Here is a 19,350-nt window from a genome sequence, read left to right as displayed (position 1 = left end):
TCGGTGCTGTCAATTTTGAAAAATTGACGCCTTTTCCGTGGGCCGTGTTCTCACAGCCCACTCATCCAGATGGCCGCGCTGATGCTGATGCTCATGGAATGGCATTAGTCTAGGTGATGTCAGCCGGGTCGCTGATGCGATTCTTAAAACTGACATGAGGTTTTAAGAAACTTCGCTTGTCAGTTTTAAGAAACTGACACCACCAAAGGAAACTGATAGCCCCTCTACGGCATGCATGTCTGATTTGGGCGCGTCGCAGGTTGGGCAGGCATAATCCGGGGGCAGCTGGCTGAACGGCGTGCCAGCTGGAATGCTATGCCGGGAATCGCCATAGTGAGCGTCGTAAACTGTAAAACAGTGGCTACATTGGTGCACGCTGGTCGTTTCGGCGGGCTGGGCTAACTCTGTTCTTTCTTTCTCTACCCGAACCGTTTCCACCCGCTCCTGCGACCGGCGCGCGTTGAACTTGCGGCACAGCCGATTTAACTGATTGGGCACGTGCATCTTCAACAGCCCTTTTTCGGCCAGATGATAGATCCGGCTGTTGGGGTTAAAATTCTCTGTGTAGTACAAGTCATACACGCTGAACAAAGCCAATTGACCTAGCCGAACCAAGGGGCGTTTTCGAATTAAAACGGACCCAAACACTTCTGATTTAGCACGCGTCTGGACACCAAAACACAAGCCGAACGTGCGGGTGTCGTTCTTCTCGAAATACCGGATCACGTAATTTTTTAGCTCCGTTCCGGCATCGGTATGATCTTCGGTTTGCCAGGCTAACTCGTTGGCGGCATGGCGCACATTGATGTTGTGTTTACCCAGTACATACGACCAGGTGGCCCGGTCTTTCTCCTCAATTCCTTTGATAATAAGCGATTTCCAGGGCGTAACGCATAATTCTCCAATGCGGGTTTTCAGGCATAAGGCGCAGACATCCAGTAAAAACGCAACCGAGAACTGCTCATCCCGGCGGTATAGCCCTAACCAAGAACGCTCACCGTATCGATTAAACCCTTCGTAATACGGCAGCGAAAAATCAGGCAGTTCGACGTCCTCATTAGCGGGTTGAGTGATAAAATTCTGTCCGGTCGTAACGAGCTTATACAAGGCCTCTTCACCCGAATAATCCTGTTGCAGCAGAGCCTCTTCAACCGCTCTGGCCAGCCGCCCAATGTCGTTGGTGTACACGAGTTCCGGCCATCGGAACAGGCTATTATGCTGTTTCGGACGTACGTACAGGTACCAGAAATGGGGTTCGGGCGAGGCAATAAAATTGAGATTTCCGGTAAAGAACGGTGTAAAGCTCTGGTTCGAGTCAGATAGGTTTACTTTAAGCTGGGGTTGATAATCAAACTGATCCAGCACCGTATGGTACTCACTTTCCCGCAGCCAGGCTCCGGTTCGGAAGACGTTTTCTCCGCAATAGGAGCTAATAATATTTGGATACTGCTCCGTATTTAACTCGTATGAGATCTGGTGCTGCTTCAGGTCTTTCTCCAGAAACCGCATGTCTTCATAATGCACCGTCATCAGCAGTTGCTGCCGGGCACCAAAACGCACCCGCCGAACCTTCGCTTCATAGGCCAGCGACAACACCGTTTGCAGCGTACCCGGCGAAACAATTCCGGCGGGCATATTGACTTTTAGGGTATAATAATCGCGCATGAGATTTAATGAGTGAAAGATTGACAGAGCGAAAGAGCAAATAACCCAAGGGGAGCTAATCCAGTAATAGCACTCTGTCGCCCTTTCAGTCTTTCACTCATTGTTTCCAAAATACTCCGCACTTCTGGTCGGCAGGAGCCGCAGCCGGTGCCGGCACCGGTCTTCTGGCACAACTGCTGAAAATCCGTGCAACCCGCCTGAATGGCCCGTTCCAGGTTACCCTGACCAACGGTGTTGCAGGAACAAACCAGCTTACCTTCCAGCGGATCGACTTTTTTGCTGGCGCGCAGGAGTTGAAGGCGCTTTTCGGATAATTCGGTGCTATTGGCGATCAATTCCCGAAACTCAGCAAACTCGTTTTTGTCGCCAACCAGAATGGCACCAACCAGTTTATCGCCCTGAACGATGCATTTTTTGTAGTACCGCTTCGATTTGTCGATAAAGATGATCTCTTCATAATCGCGGCCAGCATTGGCGGGCACCTCGGTCAGGCCCATACTGCACAGGTGCAGGCCTTCCATTTTCAGAATGCTGATGGCAAGGCTTCCCTTGTACGGTTGCGAAATATCACCGGCGATGAAGCGGGCGGCCGTTTCGGCCTGCTGTTCAGCGGCTAGCGTGATGCCCCACATCTCGCCATTCCACTGCGCCACTTCGCCAGCGGCAAAAATGTCGGGGTCGGAGGTTTGCAGATAATCGTTTACCACCACGCCCCGGTTGCAGGTAAGACCCGCCTGGCGGGCGAGCTCGATGTTGGGCACTGTGCCAATGGCCATCACTACCACCTGGCAGTTTAGTTTTTTGCCCGACTTTAATTGAATGCCTTCAACGGTATCGGTACCCATGAAGGTCTGTACTTCTTCATTAAAGTAGACCTCGATACCCCGATCGAGGAGTTCCAGGTATAGCAGTTCACTGGCTAATGAGTCGAGCTGGCGTTCCATAAATCGGCCTGCCCGCTGAATAACCGTTACCCGTACATCTATTTGCCGCAACGAAGCCGCCAGTTCAAGCCCCAGTAAACCACCACCTACAATGACGGCATGAGGATCACGCTGATTCAAGAATGGCAGGAGCGAATCGGCATCGAGCCGCGAACGCATGTTGAAGATTCCCGGCAAACGAGGAATACCTTTGGGCATAAACGCCCGGCTACCCGTGCCCAGAATAATCTTGTCGTAGGTATGCTCTATGCCGTCGGTATCGACCACGACCTTCGCGTCCCGGTCGATATGCGCAATGCCAACGCCCTTATGAACAATGATACGGGCTTCAGCAAACTGGTCTTCCCGTAGTTTAACGAGTTGGTCCCACGATTGCGCCCCACTGATGTAATCGGGTAGTAAGACACGGTTGTAGAAGGGGTAAATTTCCTTCGAGAAAACGTGAAGTTCGTCATCAACCGGGTTCTCAACGCGACCTGATTTCAAGGCTCGATACGCGTTGATAAAGCCCAATCCGGCTGAACCAGCGCCAATAATGATAATTTTTTCGACGGGTTTACTGTAAGGTGTAACCTCCACCGCCGAGAACTTAAAATCGGGTTCTTTGGAGCGCGGGTCCACCAGCGCATTCGTCAGGTTATTAGCCCGATTCAGGTTGCTGCCCCCCGACGATCCGGCCATTACCTTTCCCCAGTGCATGGGCAGAAAACACAAACCGGGACGAACGTCCTCCGTTAGTTGCGCTTTCACCCGCACCTCTCCCCTGCGGCCCCGAACCTCAACCAATTGACCTTCTTCGATGCCGCGTACTTTTGCATCGGCCGGGTGGATTTGCAGGAAGGGCTGCGGACTGTGCTGGTTCAATTTAGCGACGCGCCCGGTCTTGGTCATGGTGTGCCACTGATCGCGAATACGACCAGTGGTTAAGACGAGCGGAAAGTCATCATCCGTTGGTTCAGATGTATTTTCGTCGGGTATCGCATGGATTTGCGCCCGACCATTTGGTGTGTAAAATTTGTGATCGGTGAAAAGCCGCTTCGTACCGATTTGGCTTTCACGGTTCCCCGCCGGGATTTTTGGTATACGGTTTTCCTCTCCTTTTACACCTTTCGGGTAAGGCCATTGGATAGTGCGTTTCTGCTTGAGCAAAGCATAATTCATGCCCGTAATATCGACGTTCGTGCCTTTGGTAAGTTGGGCATATTCGTCGTAAACAGCCGAGGTATCCGAGTAGGAAAAAGCGTCACTATAGCCCATTTTTTGGGCAAATCGCCAGATAATTTCCGAGTCGGGCAAGGCTTCGCCAGGGGCGTCGAGCACTTTAGGCAAGTACGCAATCCGGCGTTCGGCATTGGTCATCGTCCCTTCTTTTTCGAGCCAGGCCGCTGCGGGTAGTACGACATCAGCAAACTGCACCGTATCGGCCCGGTTCGATACGTCCTGAACCACCACAAACCGGGCGTTTTTTAGGGCGGTTTCAGCAGCATTGACATCCGGCATACTAACCAACGGATTGGTATTGATAATCCAGATGGCCTTTAATTTATCGTCAGCCAGCGCGTCAAACATTTCCGTAGCCGTCAGGCCGGGTTTTGCGGCAATGTTAACCGGGCTGTTCCAGAACGCTTCGACTTCAGCACGGTGCGTGGCATTCAGAACATCGCGATGAGCGGGCAGGCTATTGGCCAGACCGCCCGTTTCGCGCCCACCCATGGCATTGGGCTGTCCCGTCAGTGAGAAGGGGCCATTGCCGGGCTTACCAATACGACCCGTAATCAGGTGCAGGTTGATGAGCGACAGGTTTTTGTTCACTCCTACAGCCGACTGATTCAGCCCCATTGTCCAGAGTGACAGAAACCCTTTTGAGCGACCAATCCAGTCAGCCGCCTGCCGGATGGATTCGGGAGAGATACCGCAGATTTCAGCGGCTTCGTCAATACTGCGCTGCATCACCTGCTCGCTGTAGGTGGTAAACCCGTCAGCATGATTGGTTATAAACTCATTATCGATATCGCCATTCTCGATTAATAATCGACCGATGGCGTTGTTCAGTACAATGTCGGTTCCGGGACGAATGGGCAAGTGCAGATCCGACGAACGAGCGGTATCGGTTCGGCGCGGGTCGACACAAATGATTTTGACGTTCGGATTAGCCGCTTTGTGAGCCTCAATCCGACGCCATAGGATGGGATGGCACCAGGCGGGGTTGGCCCCCTGCACCAGAAAAACGTCGGCCTCTTCGATGTCGTCGTAACAAACCGGCACCGAATCTTCGCCCAATGACAGCTTATAGCCCACCACCGCCGAACTCATGCAGAGCCGGGAATTGGTATCGATGTTATTGGAGCCGATAAACCCTTTGATGAGTTTGTTGACCAGGTAATACTCTTCCGTGAGGCATTGCCCCGACACATAAAACGCAACCGAATCCGGACCGTGTTTCTGAATAAACGTTTTGAATACAGCAGCCGTCCGTTCCAGAGCCGCATCCCAGCTTACCCGTTGTATGGGCATGTTTCGGTTGAGACGCATCTGCGGATAGAGCAGCCGGTCTGACTGATCCATGACGGTATAATGCAGATTCATGCCTTTCGAGCACAGCATTCCCCGATTGGATGGGTGCTGCTTATCGCCCTCAACGGTCAATCGTCCGTTCGGTTCCTGTTTGACTACAATTCCACAGCCAACACCACAATAGCAACAGGTCGTTTGATGAGTCATAAGATTGGTAATGATGAATGCTAAATGATGAATTGTGGTCGATTTGAACTCATCATTTAGCATTCATCATTTTTTAAGCTGTCTGTAATTCGGCTTCGGCCGGTTCGACAACAACTGATTTACTGAAATTGACCAGGAACAAAAGGAGCCCCGCAGCCGCTACGGCGCAGCCAATATACAGGAAAGCCTGACCGTAACTGATTGATTGTGATTTAAATAGGAAGGCCATGAGCATACCACCCAGGTTGCCCCCGGCACCAACCACACCGGATATAACACCAACGGCTTTGGGGTTCACGAACGGGACAATGGCGTAGGTACTGCCATTCGACATTTTCAGGAACAGGGCGAAGGTGATCATGGACAGAATCGCCATTGGCAGGCTCCCCGCTTGCGCGAACAACATGATACCAACGCCTTCCAGCACCAGCATACCTGCCAGCAAAATACCCTTACCCCGCATACCGTATTTGTTACCAACTTTATCGGCTACAATACCGCCGAGCGCACGGGCAAAAATGTTCATGCCCCCAAAGAGCATAGCCCAGAAACCCGCCTGCGTTTCCTCCAGCTTGAAGTTGTCGAAGAAATAAAGGGCAGCCACACCATCAAATGTGATTTCCATTCCGAAGCAGCAGGCATAGGCCAACGCCAGCGCCCACACACGAATATCGGCGCAGGCCGCCCAGAAGCTCACCTTTTCGCCCGTTGCCACGGAACGCTCAATTTCATCAACATTACCAGCGGGCGTATCCTGAGTAAATCGGTAATAAACGAACGCCATAATGAGCATGAGAACACCCGGCACGATCATCGCCAGGCGCCATGCTTCGGGTTTGGTGTAGCCGAACCCAACAATGGCGGCCATAATGACGGGCATGGCCAGTTGGGTGATGCCACCGCCCAGATTGCCCCAGCCACCGGCCACAGCATTGGCCGTCCCTTTGATTTTGGGCGCAAACATCATCGACGTATGAAACTGCGTAATCACGAACGACGCGCCAATGACCCCAATGGCCAGGCGAAACAACAGGAACGTGGTGTAATCGTGCGCCAGTCCGACGAACATCACCGGCAAGGCACCCAACAGGAGCAATGCGGTGTAGGTTTTTCGCGGTCCCCAGGTATCGCACAGCCGACCGACGACCAGCCGGGCCAGGATCGTAGCCGACACAGCTGCAATGATCGTGTTGCCCACCTGTGGTTTCGTCAGGCCCAGATCGGCCCGGATGGCAGGCATCAGCGGAGCCAGGCCAAACCAGCCAAAGAAACAGACAAAGAAGGTAAGCCATGTGATGTGGAAGGTCCGCATCTGCACACCGCTAAAACGGAAGATGTTTAAAGACTCCAGTGGTTTATTGGTTGATGGATTCATGACAATACGGTTTATACGGTTAGAGATTGACAGGTTGGTTAGGTAGGACTACCGTTTGGTAGCCAGAAAATCTGGACGGATGTTGATCATCAGGTACGACCAGGTACCGAGTTTATTTTTCTCATCCATCGTGCCCTGCTTGGTGTATTCGAGGCTATTGGTGCCCTTCATGATCGAATAGCCGAATTCCAGGCTCGTAAATCGGCTGAGGGCATAATTGGCCACGAAGTCATATTCCATACCCAGTTTGTTCGGCAGAAGCGTGCCGATGGGTGCATCGGGCATTTTGTTGTATGTCGGTGCGGCCAGCGCGAAATAGTGCATATCGAAGGTGGTCGTCAGACGGATTCCAGTGTATTTGAACTTCAGAAAGGCATCCTGCAAACCACCCGCCGGCGACCCCGTTCCTACGTAGAAATAATCCATATAGCCCCAATGGCGGTGCGGAGTACCATATAGTGGGTCAAAGCGGCTGGTTTCGCCCGATTGGATCGTTGTGGCATTGTTTCCTGAAAGTACTTCGTAGCCAGGGCCAAAGCTTAACAACCCTTTCTGGAACATGACGTTACCGCCGTAGTGGTACGCCTTTTTAAGACTAAGGCCATCGCGGTCTTTGCCGTTCTGTCCGTAGGCAAACGCCTGCCACTGCACTTTGCCCAATTTAGAAGAGGCATCGCCCAGCTGGCCGATCAGCATGGCTCCATACGTTACTCGCGAATTCGTACCTGCCACATCGTAACGCCTGCCATATACGTAACCGGCTGCCGCACTCCCCAGCGAATCAGATCGGTATTTCTGAAAATCATCCTTAAAGAGTAAAGCTGAGAACTTCGTCTGGTTAAACTTGTGTGCCAGGTAAGCCATCTGAAACGACTTGAATTGCTGGTTCTGCCCGTTTGTGCTCAGTGGCGTCGCCAGCACCGGAGCACCGCCCTTTCCGGCCGTGGGAATGAAACCGGCCGGAATCGCCAGCGTCACATTTTTGGTCGACAGAGCCGATGCGGGGACGTTCCCCGGTGTGTAGTTGTCTCCTACCATACCAAACGCATCGGTGTTTTGATTAAAGCCAACTCCAAGGTCGAGAGCCCAGCCTCTATGCTGCGCTTTCAGCAAAGCGGCATCAAATCGACGCCCCTGCTGGAGCCAGTCAAGATTGCCTAACAGCCGAACATCATCGTACACAAGCTCCTGACGGCCAATTTTAAGCGAAAGGTTTTCGATAGGTCTGAATTTGATGGTCGTGTCAGCCCTGTTGATGAGTGTCACTTCGGCCCAGGCTTCGTGAACCATCAGGCGGTTACCATCGGCGTTATTGATCGTGGACGCATCCTGCCCCCATACCCGAACATCCTGAATGGAGGTCTGAAACTGGATACGATCCCATTTGTAGCCGAATGTGAGCCGTGTGCGCTGGGATGTAAAAAAAGCTGCGGGTGCATCTTTAGGCGCCAGATTACCAAGCCCGTTTCGGAGTTCGGTTCGTGTACGGAGTTGCCCAACAAGCGAAAACTGGGCGACCCCTGTTGACCGGGTCGCCAGTAGCAACACACAGGCAATGGTCAATCGGTTGATTGTATACTTCATGAGAATAGGCAATCAGATTAAGAAGAAAATGAATAGCAAAGACAACAGTGAGTGGACCTACCCAACTACTGGGTAAGGAGGTGTGTAACAGAACGGACGGATGGCTCTGAAGGCGATACAGAGAGGACTGACGGGCTGGTGCGCGGCCAGTGGCGGAAAGACGCCGATTTGCTTTACCTGGTTTTTTTCATTTTCTTTGAAGCGTTTGTGTTTTTCGCATAGACAACCCTGTTTTGGCCGATCCAAAGGTGCCCCCACACCGGATCGGCTTTTTTCGGTTTCTGTTTACGGTGGGCTCACGCATGAACTCTGACACGCCAGCCACCGAATACCTTAAAACCGTAAGCAGTCCCTCAGCAGGCCATGGAGAAATTTCGCATTGATTCCGCCAGATACGACGGATGCAACGAGACAACTTCACCAATGACCAGCACAGCGGGCGCCCCCACGCCTTGCTCTGCCGCTAACTGTGGTATATTCCAGACCTGACCAATCACGCACTGCTCATCGGCACGCGTCCCATTCTGCACAATGGCCATGGGCAAATGACCGCGTCCGGCCTCGCAGAAAATAGCGCATATCTCCTTTACTTTCCGCATGCCCATCAACACCACAACGGTTGCTTTCGATTGAGCCGCCAGATACAGATCTTCTGAAAGTTCGCCATTTCGGGTGGTGCCGGTAATGACCCAGAAACTCTCGCTTACGCCCCGGCTCGTCACAGGAATACCCTGCGAAGCGGGTACGGCTATACTACTCGATACGCCCGGCACCACCTCGCAGTCAATAGCATACCGCCGTACATACTCGAGTTCTTCAAAGCCACGCCCAAACACGTATGGATCGCCCCCTTTGAGTCGAACCACATGACTATGCTCCTGCGCACACCGAACGATCAGCTCGTTGATTTCTTCCTGCGTCAACGACGCCTGACCAGCCCGTTTACCTACGTAGATCTTCAGTGCCTGTTCGGGCGCAAACTCCAGTAATGTGTGGTTGGCCAGATCGTCATATAGAACAACATCTGCCTGCCGAAGCGCCCTGATCCCTTTTAAGGTGATCAATTCGCCGTCGCCGGGACCCGCCCCCACGAGTGTTAGCTTTGGCATCATTTGACTTTACCGTTTATACTGGAATAGTACTATTATACTATCAACAAGCGATTTTAACTATACGCTGTTTCTTGGTCAAAAGTAGAGATGAAATTCTTAAAAACAAGTCTTTTTCGAAAAAATATGTTTCATAATCAACCTATAACGGAATAATACGTTAGGATTTACAAAAAACACCTCTTACTTTTGACTAGCCTATTTTGGGAGGAAAAAGGCTATTTTATAAATAAAGTACAATAATAAAACGGGGTTTTCACAATGCTATAGTTACAATTAACTATGAACACAAACAAAAACAGGCGTGTCGTCGTCATTGGCAATGGCATGGTAGGCTACAAGTTCTGCGAGAAATTAGTAGCCAAAGAAAAAAATGGGTACCAATTTACGATAACGGTTTTTGGAGAAGAACCGCGCGTAGCCTACGACCGGGTTCATTTAAGTGCTTATTTCGATGGTAAAACAGCCGACGATCTGACACTTGCGCCCCAAAGCTGGTATGCCGAAAATGCTATTACGCTCTACCTCACCGATCCGGTCGTAGACATTGACCGGGAGCGAAAAGAGGTCCGTTCACACCACGGTGTCGTAGTACCTTATGACTATCTGGTGCTGGCCACGGGTTCGGGGGCGTTTGTGCCGCCCGTAGCCGGTGTGGAAAAAGACGGCGTGTTTGTGTATCGCACTATTGAAGACCTCGACCTTATTCAGTCCTACGCCCGCAAGGCACGGCGTGGGGCAGTTTTGGGTGGCGGTTTGTTAGGTCTCGAAGCCGCCAAAGCGCTGCTCGACCTGGGTCTGGATGAAGCTCACGTCGTTGAATTTGCACCCCGGCTGATGCCCCGTCAGATTGACGATGCCGGATCGGGTATTTTACAGCAGCAACTGGAATCCCTGGGGTTGACCATTCACCTGTCGAAGAGTACACAGGAAATTACCGGCGATGAGGCCATTACCGGGATGCAGTTTGCCGACGGGTCACGTATTGACGTCGATATGCTGGTTATATCTGCTGGCATTCGCCCCCGCGACGAGCTTGCCAAAGCGTCAGGGATTGAGACCCACCCGCGTGGGGGCATCCTGGTCGATAACTTCCTGCAAACATCTGACCCATCCATCTTTGCCATTGGCGAATGTGCCGTGGCACACCATATGATTTATGGTTTGGTGGCGCCCGGCTACGAAATGGCCGAGGTGGTAGCCGCTCGCCTGACGGGCACAGAAAAAGAGTTCAAGCCGTACGATATGTCAACCAAGCTGAAGCTGATTGGCACGGACGTGGGCTCTTTTGGTGATCCCTTTGCATCGGACTGTAAAACGATTGTCTACGAAAACAAGGCGAAAGGCGTTTATAAGCGCGTCAACATATCGACGGATGGAAAAGAATTGCTGGGCGGCATTCTGGTTGGCGATGCTGACCAGTACAACATGCTGCTGCAAACCTGCAAGAACAAAACCATTCTCCCACCTGATCCTGAAGATCTGATTTTGGGTTCACGTGGAGGTGAAGATGCCGGGTCTGCTGCCGGAGTCATGGGTTTACCCGACGACGCGCTGATCTGTTCCTGCGAAGCCGTGACTAAAGCCATGCTTTGCCATGAAATTGGCGAAAATGGTCATACAACCGTCGATGCGCTCAAGAAAGCGACCAAAGCCTGTACCGGTTGCGGAGGATGCACGCCCATGGTGAAAGATATCATTCAGGGTGTTCTGAAGGAGAAAGGCGTTTATGTTCGGAATATCCTTTGCGAACACTTCGATTACACGCGACAGGAGCTACTGGATCTGGTTAAAATCAATAGCCTTAAAACATTCGGTGCTGTGCTGGACCATATCGGGAAAGGCGATGGGTGCGAGGTGTGTAAACCCGCTGTGGCCTCCATTCTGGCAAGTCTCTGGAACGAGAACATTCTGGAGAAAGGACGGGCCACGATTCAGGATTCAAATGACCGATTTCTGGCTAATATCCAGAAAGGCGGCACCTATTCGGTTGTACCCCGCATTCCGGGTGGCGAAATCACCCCGGATAAGTTGATCGTGATTGGTCAGGTTGCCAAGAAATATGGCCTTTACACCAAGATTACCGGGGGACAGCGAATTGATCTCTTCGGTGCACACGTTGGCGATCTGCCCATCATTTGGGAAGAACTCATAGCCGCTGGTTTCGAAAGCGGTCACGCGTACGGCAAGTCCCTGCGCACCGTGAAAAGCTGCGTGGGCAGCACCTGGTGCCGGTATGGCGTCCAGGATTCGGTTTCGTTTGCTATTGAAGTGGAGGAACGGTATAAGGGCGTTCGATCTCCGCACAAAATCAAGTCGGGGGTTTCGGGCTGTATTCGGGAATGTGCTGAAGCGCAGAGCAAAGATTTTGGCATCATTGCGACCGAAAAAGGGTGGAATTTATACGTAGGTGGCAACGGCGGCTCCAAGCCCCAGCATGCTCAGTTGCTCGCTTCCGATGTCGACAAGGAAACCTGCATTCGCTACATCGACCGGTTTTTGATGTTCTACATCAAAACTGCCGATCCCCTCACCCGCACAGCGACCTGGCTGAACAAGCTGGAAGGCGGCATGACGTATCTGCGGGCTGTTGTTGTGGATGATGTGTTAGGTATTGCCGGTGAGCTGGAGCGCGAGATGCAGTTGCTGGTCGATACGTTTACGTGCGAATGGAAAGAAGCCGTCGAAAATCCGGCACTCCGTGCCCGGTTTGCGCACTTCGTTAATGCACCCGAGCAGAAAGACCCAACTATTCAATTTGAGTCGCTGCGCGATCAGAAGCGGGCCAAAGAGTGGGCTTAAGCGGCAAAAGCCACGTGTACGCATCGTTCAAACCGTTTTAAGAAACCATGCGGTGTCGGGTTTACTGATCTGATCCGGCACCCCTCAACCAACATCCTGTATAATCATGGAAACGCTCACCATAAATAACAATAAAATCACCTGGCATGCGGCCTGTGCAACCGATCACATTCCCGAAGATGGCGGTGCCTGTGTCCTGCTCAATGGCCGACAAATCGCCGTTTTCAACTTCACCCGTCGGGGCGAGTGGTATGCCACCGATAATCAATGTCCGCACCGCCAACAAATGGTTCTCTCTCGTGGCATGATCGGTAGTCAGGGCGAAGAACCCAAGGTAGCCTGCCCCTTCCATAAGAAGACATTCTCGCTTGAAACGGGCGCCTGCCTAAACGATGACGGGTACGAAATAAACACGTTTCCGGTTAAAGCAGTAAATGGGATTGTGTATATTGGGCTGTAAGCGTTATAGCGAGTTTGTCGTTTACAGTTTGTAGTTTATTAACCCAACGCTTAAGGGTACGTGTGAACGACAAACCGTAAACGACAAACTAAAACCCGTAAACCGACTTTCCATGACTCAACTCGATCAACAGGTAGCCAGTCGATTAACCCGGTTTTATATGATAGCCCTCGCTGTCATTGCCGTGCTTTCGCTGAGTGGCTTACTGTTTATCAAACGCACGATCAGCACGCATTACGACGACAGCCGAGTCGTGAACGTAGCCGGACGCCAACGGATGCTGAGCCAGCGGTTGACGAAACTGGCTATGCTCCGAATACAAGGGTTGTCTACCGCCGATACCGTTTCGGTCGACTCGCTGCTTCACTCCTGGAGCCAGAGTCATATTCAGCTACGAAATGGTATGCTGCCCATGGAAAAGCAGTATACGGTCCGGAAAAGCCGACAGCTCGATAGCATGTTTACGCACATCGAGCCGCTTTTCCAGTCGATCTACCAAAGTTTTACCCGCATTAACGCCCCCCAAACGACGCCCGACGAAAAAAAAGCTGCCCTTCAGATTATTCTGCAAAATGAGTTTCCCTTTTTGCAGCAGATGAACGATATTGTCTTTCAGTTTGATACAGAAAGCTTTGACCGGGTCAAACAACTCGAACGAATTGAGTGGCTGCTGACGGTTGCCACATTGCTGACCTTATTAATTGAAGGCTTGTTTATTTTCAGACCCGTGGTCAATCATACCAGGCATGTTATTCGTCGGCTGGCCCGGTCAGAAAAGGCTCTCCAGTTAGTGAACAATCATATGGAGGTTTCCAACCGCGAGCTGGAGGCAACCAATCAGAACCTGGCAGATTCAAATAAAAAGCTCCTGGATACACAGCAGGAATTAGTGCGCACGACGCAGGAGAAGTACCAGTTGCAATTGGCCGAAGATACGGTTCGGTCGGCGGCATTGCTCGAAGGCCAAGAAGAGGAACGCCGACGCTTTGCCCGCGAACTTCACGATGGCATAGGCCAGATGCTAACCGGCCTGAAGTTACATGCCGAGAAATTGAAGTCAACGTCGTTTACAGACGAAAAACAACGGCTTCGGTTCTCCGAATTATGCGACCTCATCGGCGACACGATTCAAACAACCCGGCAGATTTCCTATAATTTGATGCCCTCAACCTTAAGCGACTTTGGCCTGGGTTCGACTTTGCAACTATTAGCCGAGCAAACAAGCCGGTCTTCGGGCATCAACGTTGTCTTTAGTGGGCCAACAGATGCCCGGCGGCTGAATCCTGCCATGGAGATTGGTTTGTACCGTATTGCGCAGGAAGCCCTGCACAATGCCGTGAAATATGCTGATGCCCAGTTAATAAAGATTACCTTACAGCAGCAAACAAATAAGTTACTATTAACTGTTGACGACAACGGTAAGGGATTCGTTATGAAACCAGTACCAACCGACGAAAAACCCTTACCTGCCAGCAACGGCCTTGAGAACATGCGCACGCGAACCCGTTTGCTCAATGGAGTGCTGACCATTACGTCGAAACTAAAAAAGGGTACCAAAGTCCGGGTAAGCGTCGATTTATCCAATAACCTGAACTAGCCATGTCGATACGAATTCTGATTGCCGATGACCATTCTGTGGTACGAAAAGGGATTCGGATGCTTCTGGAAGATGAGACCGACGTACAAATAGTGGGCGAAGCATCGGATGGCGACGAAGCCATCGACCTGCTCGGCAGCATTGATACGGATGTTTTGTTGCTGGATATTACGATGCCCCGCATGTCGGGGCTCGATGCGCTGAAAGTAATTTCGCACCAATATCCTTCCGTTCGGACGTTGATGTTCAGCATGCATAGCAATCCAGATTATATTCTGAAAGCTGTTCAGCATGGCGCGGCAGGCTATTTGCTAAAAGATACCGGCCTCGAAGAGATACTCCGGGCCGTTCGGACGGTGGTTAAGGGTGATTTATATTATCCACCCAATGCTTCTTCGGTCATTATCCGAACGTTGATTTTACCAGGCACAAATCAGCAGAACGACCTGCCTAAATCCAACTCCAAAGCAACCTTATCGATTTGGAATCGGATCACCTCCCGGGAAGCCCAGATTTTAACGTGTTTGATCGATGGAATGAGCAGTCCAGCCATCGCCGAGCGATTTGGTATCAGTCCGAATACCGTTGCCAACCAGCGCGCCAGCATCATCCGGAAGGCTGGCGTTAAAAACACGGTCGATCTGATTCGGCTGGCGTTGGAGGAAAAGAACAGGAATTGAGTAAGCCAGTAATAATAGCTCAACAATTGTACTACACTTTAATAATTACATTTTTCCGGTACATCCACCACAAAATTCCGAACCAGATCAGTACAAACGTTAGCGCACCGGCCAGAGAGGCATCTTTCGGATCGGCGAAGGGCGGAGCAATGAACGTTCGATAGAGGTATTCTTTAGAGCCGATTTCGGTGCCGTCGGGCTGGGTGATGCGAATTAAATTCATGATTCGCGGAATCAGCCCCGACAGGAAAAATACGGTAATGGCATTTACGCCAAAAGCGACAAATGGCAATACGCCCCGCCGGTAACCCTGCACATCGATCAGCCAATAGCAAAGGGCCAGCCCGAGCATGGCCAGCCCACCCGCCAACAACACATAGGAGCTTGTCCAGAGGGCTTTGTTGATGGGGAAGAAGCCATCCCAGATCAACCCGCCCAGCGTCAGCAGGCAACCAGCCGCGAAAAGCCAGGCTATTTTTTCGGCTACCGGGCGGGTATTGCGCAGCCACATTCCGGTCTGGATACCAATCAGCCCGGTAACAATGGCGGGTAATGTACTGAGCAGGCCTTCGGGGTCCCAGACTTTAGCTGGTTTGTAGACGTGGGCCGGGGTGATGATCGTTTTATCGAACCAGGCTGCCAGGTTGGTAGCGGGTTCGAGGTTGGCAAAGCCTACACCCGGCACCGGAACCAGCGTCATCAGCAGCCAGTAGCCAACAAGCAGGCCGCAGCCAATGTACACTTGCTGGCGTGGAGTCGTCTTCAGAAAAATAAGCGAGCAAACCAGGTAAACCAGTGCAATCCGTTGTAAAACGCCAAAAATCCGCACCGTTGTGATGTCAAATTTCGGAAAGAAATTCAGAAAGAAACCCAACAGAAACAAGGTAGCACTCCGGCGCACAATTTTACCGATTACTCCCTTCCCATCTTTCTTTCTGCCATCGAGCGCAAACGTAATCGACACCCCGACAATGAACAGGAAGAACGGAAAAATCAGATCGGTAGGTGTCCAGCCATTCCAGGGCGCGTGTTCAAGGGGCGCATAGATATGGCCCCAATCGCCGGGGTTATTTACCAGCACCATAGCCGCCACCGTCAGCCCCCGAAAAAAATCGAGTGAGAGTAGGCGGCTGGTACTCGTCTTAGGCTGGCGTATAGACTGGGACTCAGAAAGAGAGGATTGCATACAAGTCAGGAAGGTTTCCCGAATATAGACAACTCATGCAACCCAGTCAACTAAATACCTTCGCTAGCTTCTTTTCCAAATCTTTTTCCAATGCCAGCAACCCCTCCGTGTTTGAGAGGTAGGTCAGGGCACGGTGGTGGCGTAGATCGAATGGAATATCGCCAACAGACTGCGTGATCGGAATCACAAGTTTGCCCAGCGTATGCGCAACGCCCGTTTCGTAAAACACATTCGGATTCCGGTCTGTGAAGTCGGTGATTACGGCTCTAGACGTAAAAATCAGGTCGAATACATCCTGAATCAGAATGCTGTTATCCCAAATATCATCAGCCCGTTTGCAGTCGATACCCAGCCGGGCGCATACATTGCGAATAGCGGTGTAGGTTCCCGAAAATTTACTCTCAAACGGCATCATAACCGATAAAACATTAGGCTCAACGGGCTTGGCCGGAATTCGGAATACATCGGGAGCGAAGGTGATTACCCGCTCGGGCGCAACGTTTTGAACGGTCGAGATAAAATCCGGCACCGCCCTATTCGGGCGGTTCATTGTTACTTTCTTGGCTTCAACGAAGTGCTCTATCTCGTATAAGTTACTGTTGCTTTCGCTTATCAGCTTCGACAGAACCTGCAGGCTATTCCCCTCATAATCATCATCTTTGAAATCCAGGCTACGGAGCAACCTGGGATGATCTTCAATTAACTCAAGGCTGTCGGTCAGATAGGCCACTTTGATCCAGTCCGACTTTGTAAAGTGGTCCTGAATAAATTCATGCAGCGCAAAAAGCCGGAGCGTTCTTTGTTTATTCTGTCTTATCATACCGTTGGCAATAGCTAATCATAATACAACTATTATACAATGATGCAATTATATCTAAAATCTATATTATAATAAACAAGTATTTAACATTTTACTGGTTGTGCTCTAATGACCGAACCAATGGATAATTATTAGAAAAGGAGTGAAGAATAAAATGGATAGATTTTGTCATTCTGACGAAGGAGAAATCTTCGGATCGCAATTAGAAACTAGCCTCATCCGAAGCATCTTTCTCCGTCGGAATGACAAAAAAAATCCCTGTATGGCACAGAAGTGCATACAGGGATTTTTATTAAATAACTAGAGTCTAGTCTAAAACCGCCAGCGCACAAACGCTTCCATGGCTTCATATTCGGCCAATCCGAGTTTGTTGTATAGACCGGCCGTAGCACGGTTGCGTTCTTCAGCCCGTTGCCAGAATTCGCGCGAATCGGTACCCTGGTACACGACACCATCTTTTTGAGACTGGTGTTTGAAAATGCCCAACCGCTTTTTCGTCACCTGATCGGGCGACATAGGAACGGCCATTTCAATTTCGTGAATATCCCACTCAGCCCAGGCACCGCGATAAAGCCATACCCAGCAGTCTTTCATGAAATTCTTGTGTTTCAACCGACGAACCGATTCCAAAATCGCATCCAGACACACTTTGTGCGTGCCATGTGGATCGGCCAGATCACCGGCTGCGTAGATTTGGTGAGGCTTAATCTCTTCGATCAGCGCCATCGTAATTTTAATATCCTCTTCGCTCAAGGGCTTTTTCGCTACGGTGCCGGTTTCATAGAACGGCATGTTTAAGAAGTGGGCATTTTCGACAGGAATACCCACAAACCGACAGGTCGATTTAGCTTCGCCCATCCGAATTAACCCCTTCACATAGCGCACCTCGGCGGTGTCCATTTCAGAGTCTTTTTTCTCGCGCAACGAGGCAGCCGCATCCTGAAATATTCGGGTTGCTTCCGGACTTTTAATACCGAACTTATTATTGAAATCGACAACGTAATCGGCGAAACGCAGGGCTTCATCATCGGCGACAGCAATATTGCCTGATGTCTGGTAACCAATATGCACCTCGTGGCCCTGATCCCGCAACCGCTGGAAGGTACCACCCATCGAGATGATATCATCGTCGGGGTGAGGGCTGAAAATCAGGCAGCGTTTGTGAGCAGGCAAAGCCCTCTCGGGACGATTGGTATCATCGGCATTGGGTTTGCCACCCGGCCAGCCCGTAATTGTATGTTGAAGTTGATTGAAAACGTCGATGTTGATATCATACGCCTGGCCGTATTGAGCTAGTAAATCGCTCATCCCGTTGTCGTTATAGTCACGGTCGGTCAGCTTTAGAATGGGCTTACCGAGCGTCAACGACAAATACGTGACGGCTTTTTTCTTCATCTTATTGTCCCATTCCACAGAGTCCACCAGCCAGGGTGTTTTCATGCGAGTCAGCTCCGATGCAGCCGCTTCGTCAATGACAAACAAGGCGTTGGGATGCGTTTGCAGGTACGAAGCTGGGTTCAGTTCGGTAACCAGTCCTTCAACCGCTCCCCGAATAACGGGTGCTTTCCGCTCGCCCCAGGCCAGCAGCACCACACGACGAGCACTCAAAATACTGGATACGCCCATCGTGATCGCTTTGCGGGGAGTTTTGGGTAGACCACCAAAATCGACGGATGCCGCAGCCCGTGTCGAGTTATCGAGCATCATCAGGCGTGTGTGCGAGTTGATCAGCGAACCCGGCTCGTTGAAGCCGATGTGTCCGTTACCACCGATACCCAGCAACTGAAAGTCCAGCCCACCAGCGGCTTCAATGGCGGCTTCGTACTGCTTGGCAAATTCGCCCACTTTGTCCGTCCGAAGAGTACCATCGGGCACGTGATAATTCCCTGCCGGAATATCGACATGATCGAATAGCTGCTCCCGCATGAAGCGCCAATAACTTTGCAGGGAGTCAGGCTCCATTGGGTAATACTCGTCCAGGTTGAACGAGACAACGTTGCGGAAGCTCAGACCTTCTTCGCGGTGCATCCGAATTAATTCGGCATAAACCGTTTTAGGCGACGAGCCAGTTGCCAGGCCCAATACACAGGGCTTGCCCTCGCTTTGTTTCTGACGAATCAGATCAGCGATTTCCTGTGCCACTGCCCGCGATGCATCCTTGGCATCAGCGTATATGTGGGTTGGAATTTTTTCATACGTGATGGCCGACTGAATAGGGCCACCTGTGAGTGCTGCACCCGGAATTTGGCCGTCCGGGTTATCGAGTAATGGAGACTCCGTAATCATGATGCGCTATGCGGAGAAAAGATGAGACGGCACAAAGGTCGAAAAATTTCAGGTAGTTTTCAGTTAATTTTCAGCGGGAAGCGAATATTACTAAATTTTTTTATTAACGTTCGTGTACTCA

General features: G+C 51.1%; 12 protein-coding genes. 4 read left to right on the top strand and 8 right to left on the bottom strand.

What is annotated here, in order from left to right:
• Positions 1 to 162: 162 nt before the first annotated feature.
• The 5 genes from SD10_RS27790 to cobA form a co-directional block, all read right to left on the bottom strand.
• Positions 163 to 1,665, bottom strand: coding sequence for a rubredoxin domain-containing protein (locus SD10_RS27790; protein ID WP_046578630.1), 1,503 nt, complete (start codon positions 1,663 to 1,665; stop codon positions 163 to 165).
• A 5-nt stretch (positions 1,666 to 1,670) separates the two neighbouring features.
• Positions 1,671 to 5,330: a nitrate reductase gene (locus SD10_RS27785; protein WP_082111761.1), complete on the bottom strand. Its 3,660-nt coding sequence runs from the start codon at positions 5,328 to 5,330 to the stop codon at positions 1,671 to 1,673.
• A gap of 73 nt (positions 5,331 to 5,403) precedes the next feature.
• Positions 5,404 to 6,705: a NarK family nitrate/nitrite MFS transporter gene (locus SD10_RS27780; protein ID WP_046578627.1), complete on the bottom strand. Its 1,302-nt coding sequence runs from the start codon at positions 6,703 to 6,705 to the stop codon at positions 5,404 to 5,406.
• 48 nt (positions 6,706 to 6,753) lie between these two features.
• Complete coding sequence (locus SD10_RS27775; protein ID WP_082111706.1) at positions 6,754 to 8,289, bottom strand: alginate export family protein; 1,536 nt, start codon at positions 8,287 to 8,289, stop codon at positions 6,754 to 6,756.
• Positions 8,290 to 8,642: 353 nt separating this feature from the next.
• Positions 8,643 to 9,401, bottom strand: coding sequence for a uroporphyrinogen-III C-methyltransferase (cobA, locus tag SD10_RS27770; RefSeq protein WP_046578625.1), 759 nt, complete (start codon positions 9,399 to 9,401; stop codon positions 8,643 to 8,645).
• Positions 9,402 to 9,680: 279 nt separating this feature from the next.
• Between cobA and nirB the strand changes: the two genes are divergently transcribed.
• From nirB to SD10_RS27750, 4 genes are all read left to right on the top strand, one after another.
• Positions 9,681 to 12,200, top strand: coding sequence for a nitrite reductase large subunit NirB (nirB, locus tag SD10_RS27765; protein ID WP_046578623.1), 2,520 nt, complete (start codon positions 9,681 to 9,683; stop codon positions 12,198 to 12,200).
• A gap of 106 nt (positions 12,201 to 12,306) precedes the next feature.
• Complete coding sequence (gene nirD, locus SD10_RS27760) at positions 12,307 to 12,660, top strand: nitrite reductase small subunit NirD (protein ID WP_046578621.1); 354 nt, start codon at positions 12,307 to 12,309, stop codon at positions 12,658 to 12,660.
• Between the two features lie 112 nt (positions 12,661 to 12,772).
• Entirely contained in the window at positions 12,773 to 14,257 is a 1,485-nt protein-coding gene (locus SD10_RS27755) for an ATP-binding protein (protein ID WP_046578619.1), read from the top strand.
• A 2-nt stretch (positions 14,258 to 14,259) separates the two neighbouring features.
• Positions 14,260 to 14,937, top strand: a complete 678-nt coding sequence (locus SD10_RS27750; RefSeq protein WP_046578617.1) for a response regulator transcription factor — start codon at positions 14,260 to 14,262, stop codon at positions 14,935 to 14,937.
• Positions 14,938 to 14,968: 31 nt separating this feature from the next.
• On the opposite strand, the gene SD10_RS27745 is transcribed toward SD10_RS27750, so the two are convergent.
• The 3 genes from SD10_RS27745 to nagB all read right to left on the bottom strand — a co-directional run bounded on the left by SD10_RS27745 (position 14,969) and on the right by nagB (position 19,229).
• Positions 14,969 to 16,123: an acyltransferase family protein gene (locus tag SD10_RS27745; RefSeq protein WP_046578615.1), complete on the bottom strand. Its 1,155-nt coding sequence runs from the start codon at positions 16,121 to 16,123 to the stop codon at positions 14,969 to 14,971.
• A gap of 46 nt (positions 16,124 to 16,169) precedes the next feature.
• Complete coding sequence (locus tag SD10_RS27740) at positions 16,170 to 16,943, bottom strand: hypothetical protein (RefSeq protein WP_046578613.1); 774 nt, start codon at positions 16,941 to 16,943, stop codon at positions 16,170 to 16,172.
• Positions 16,944 to 17,255: 312 nt separating this feature from the next.
• Complete coding sequence (nagB, locus tag SD10_RS27735) at positions 17,256 to 19,229, bottom strand: glucosamine-6-phosphate deaminase (RefSeq protein WP_046578610.1); 1,974 nt, start codon at positions 19,227 to 19,229, stop codon at positions 17,256 to 17,258.
• Positions 19,230 to 19,350 lie beyond the last annotated feature (121 nt).

The organism is Spirosoma radiotolerans (genome assembly GCF_000974425.1).
GTDB lineage: Bacteria > Bacteroidota > Bacteroidia > Cytophagales > Spirosomataceae > Spirosoma > Spirosoma radiotolerans.
This window is presented reverse-complemented; position numbering and strand designations above follow the sequence as displayed.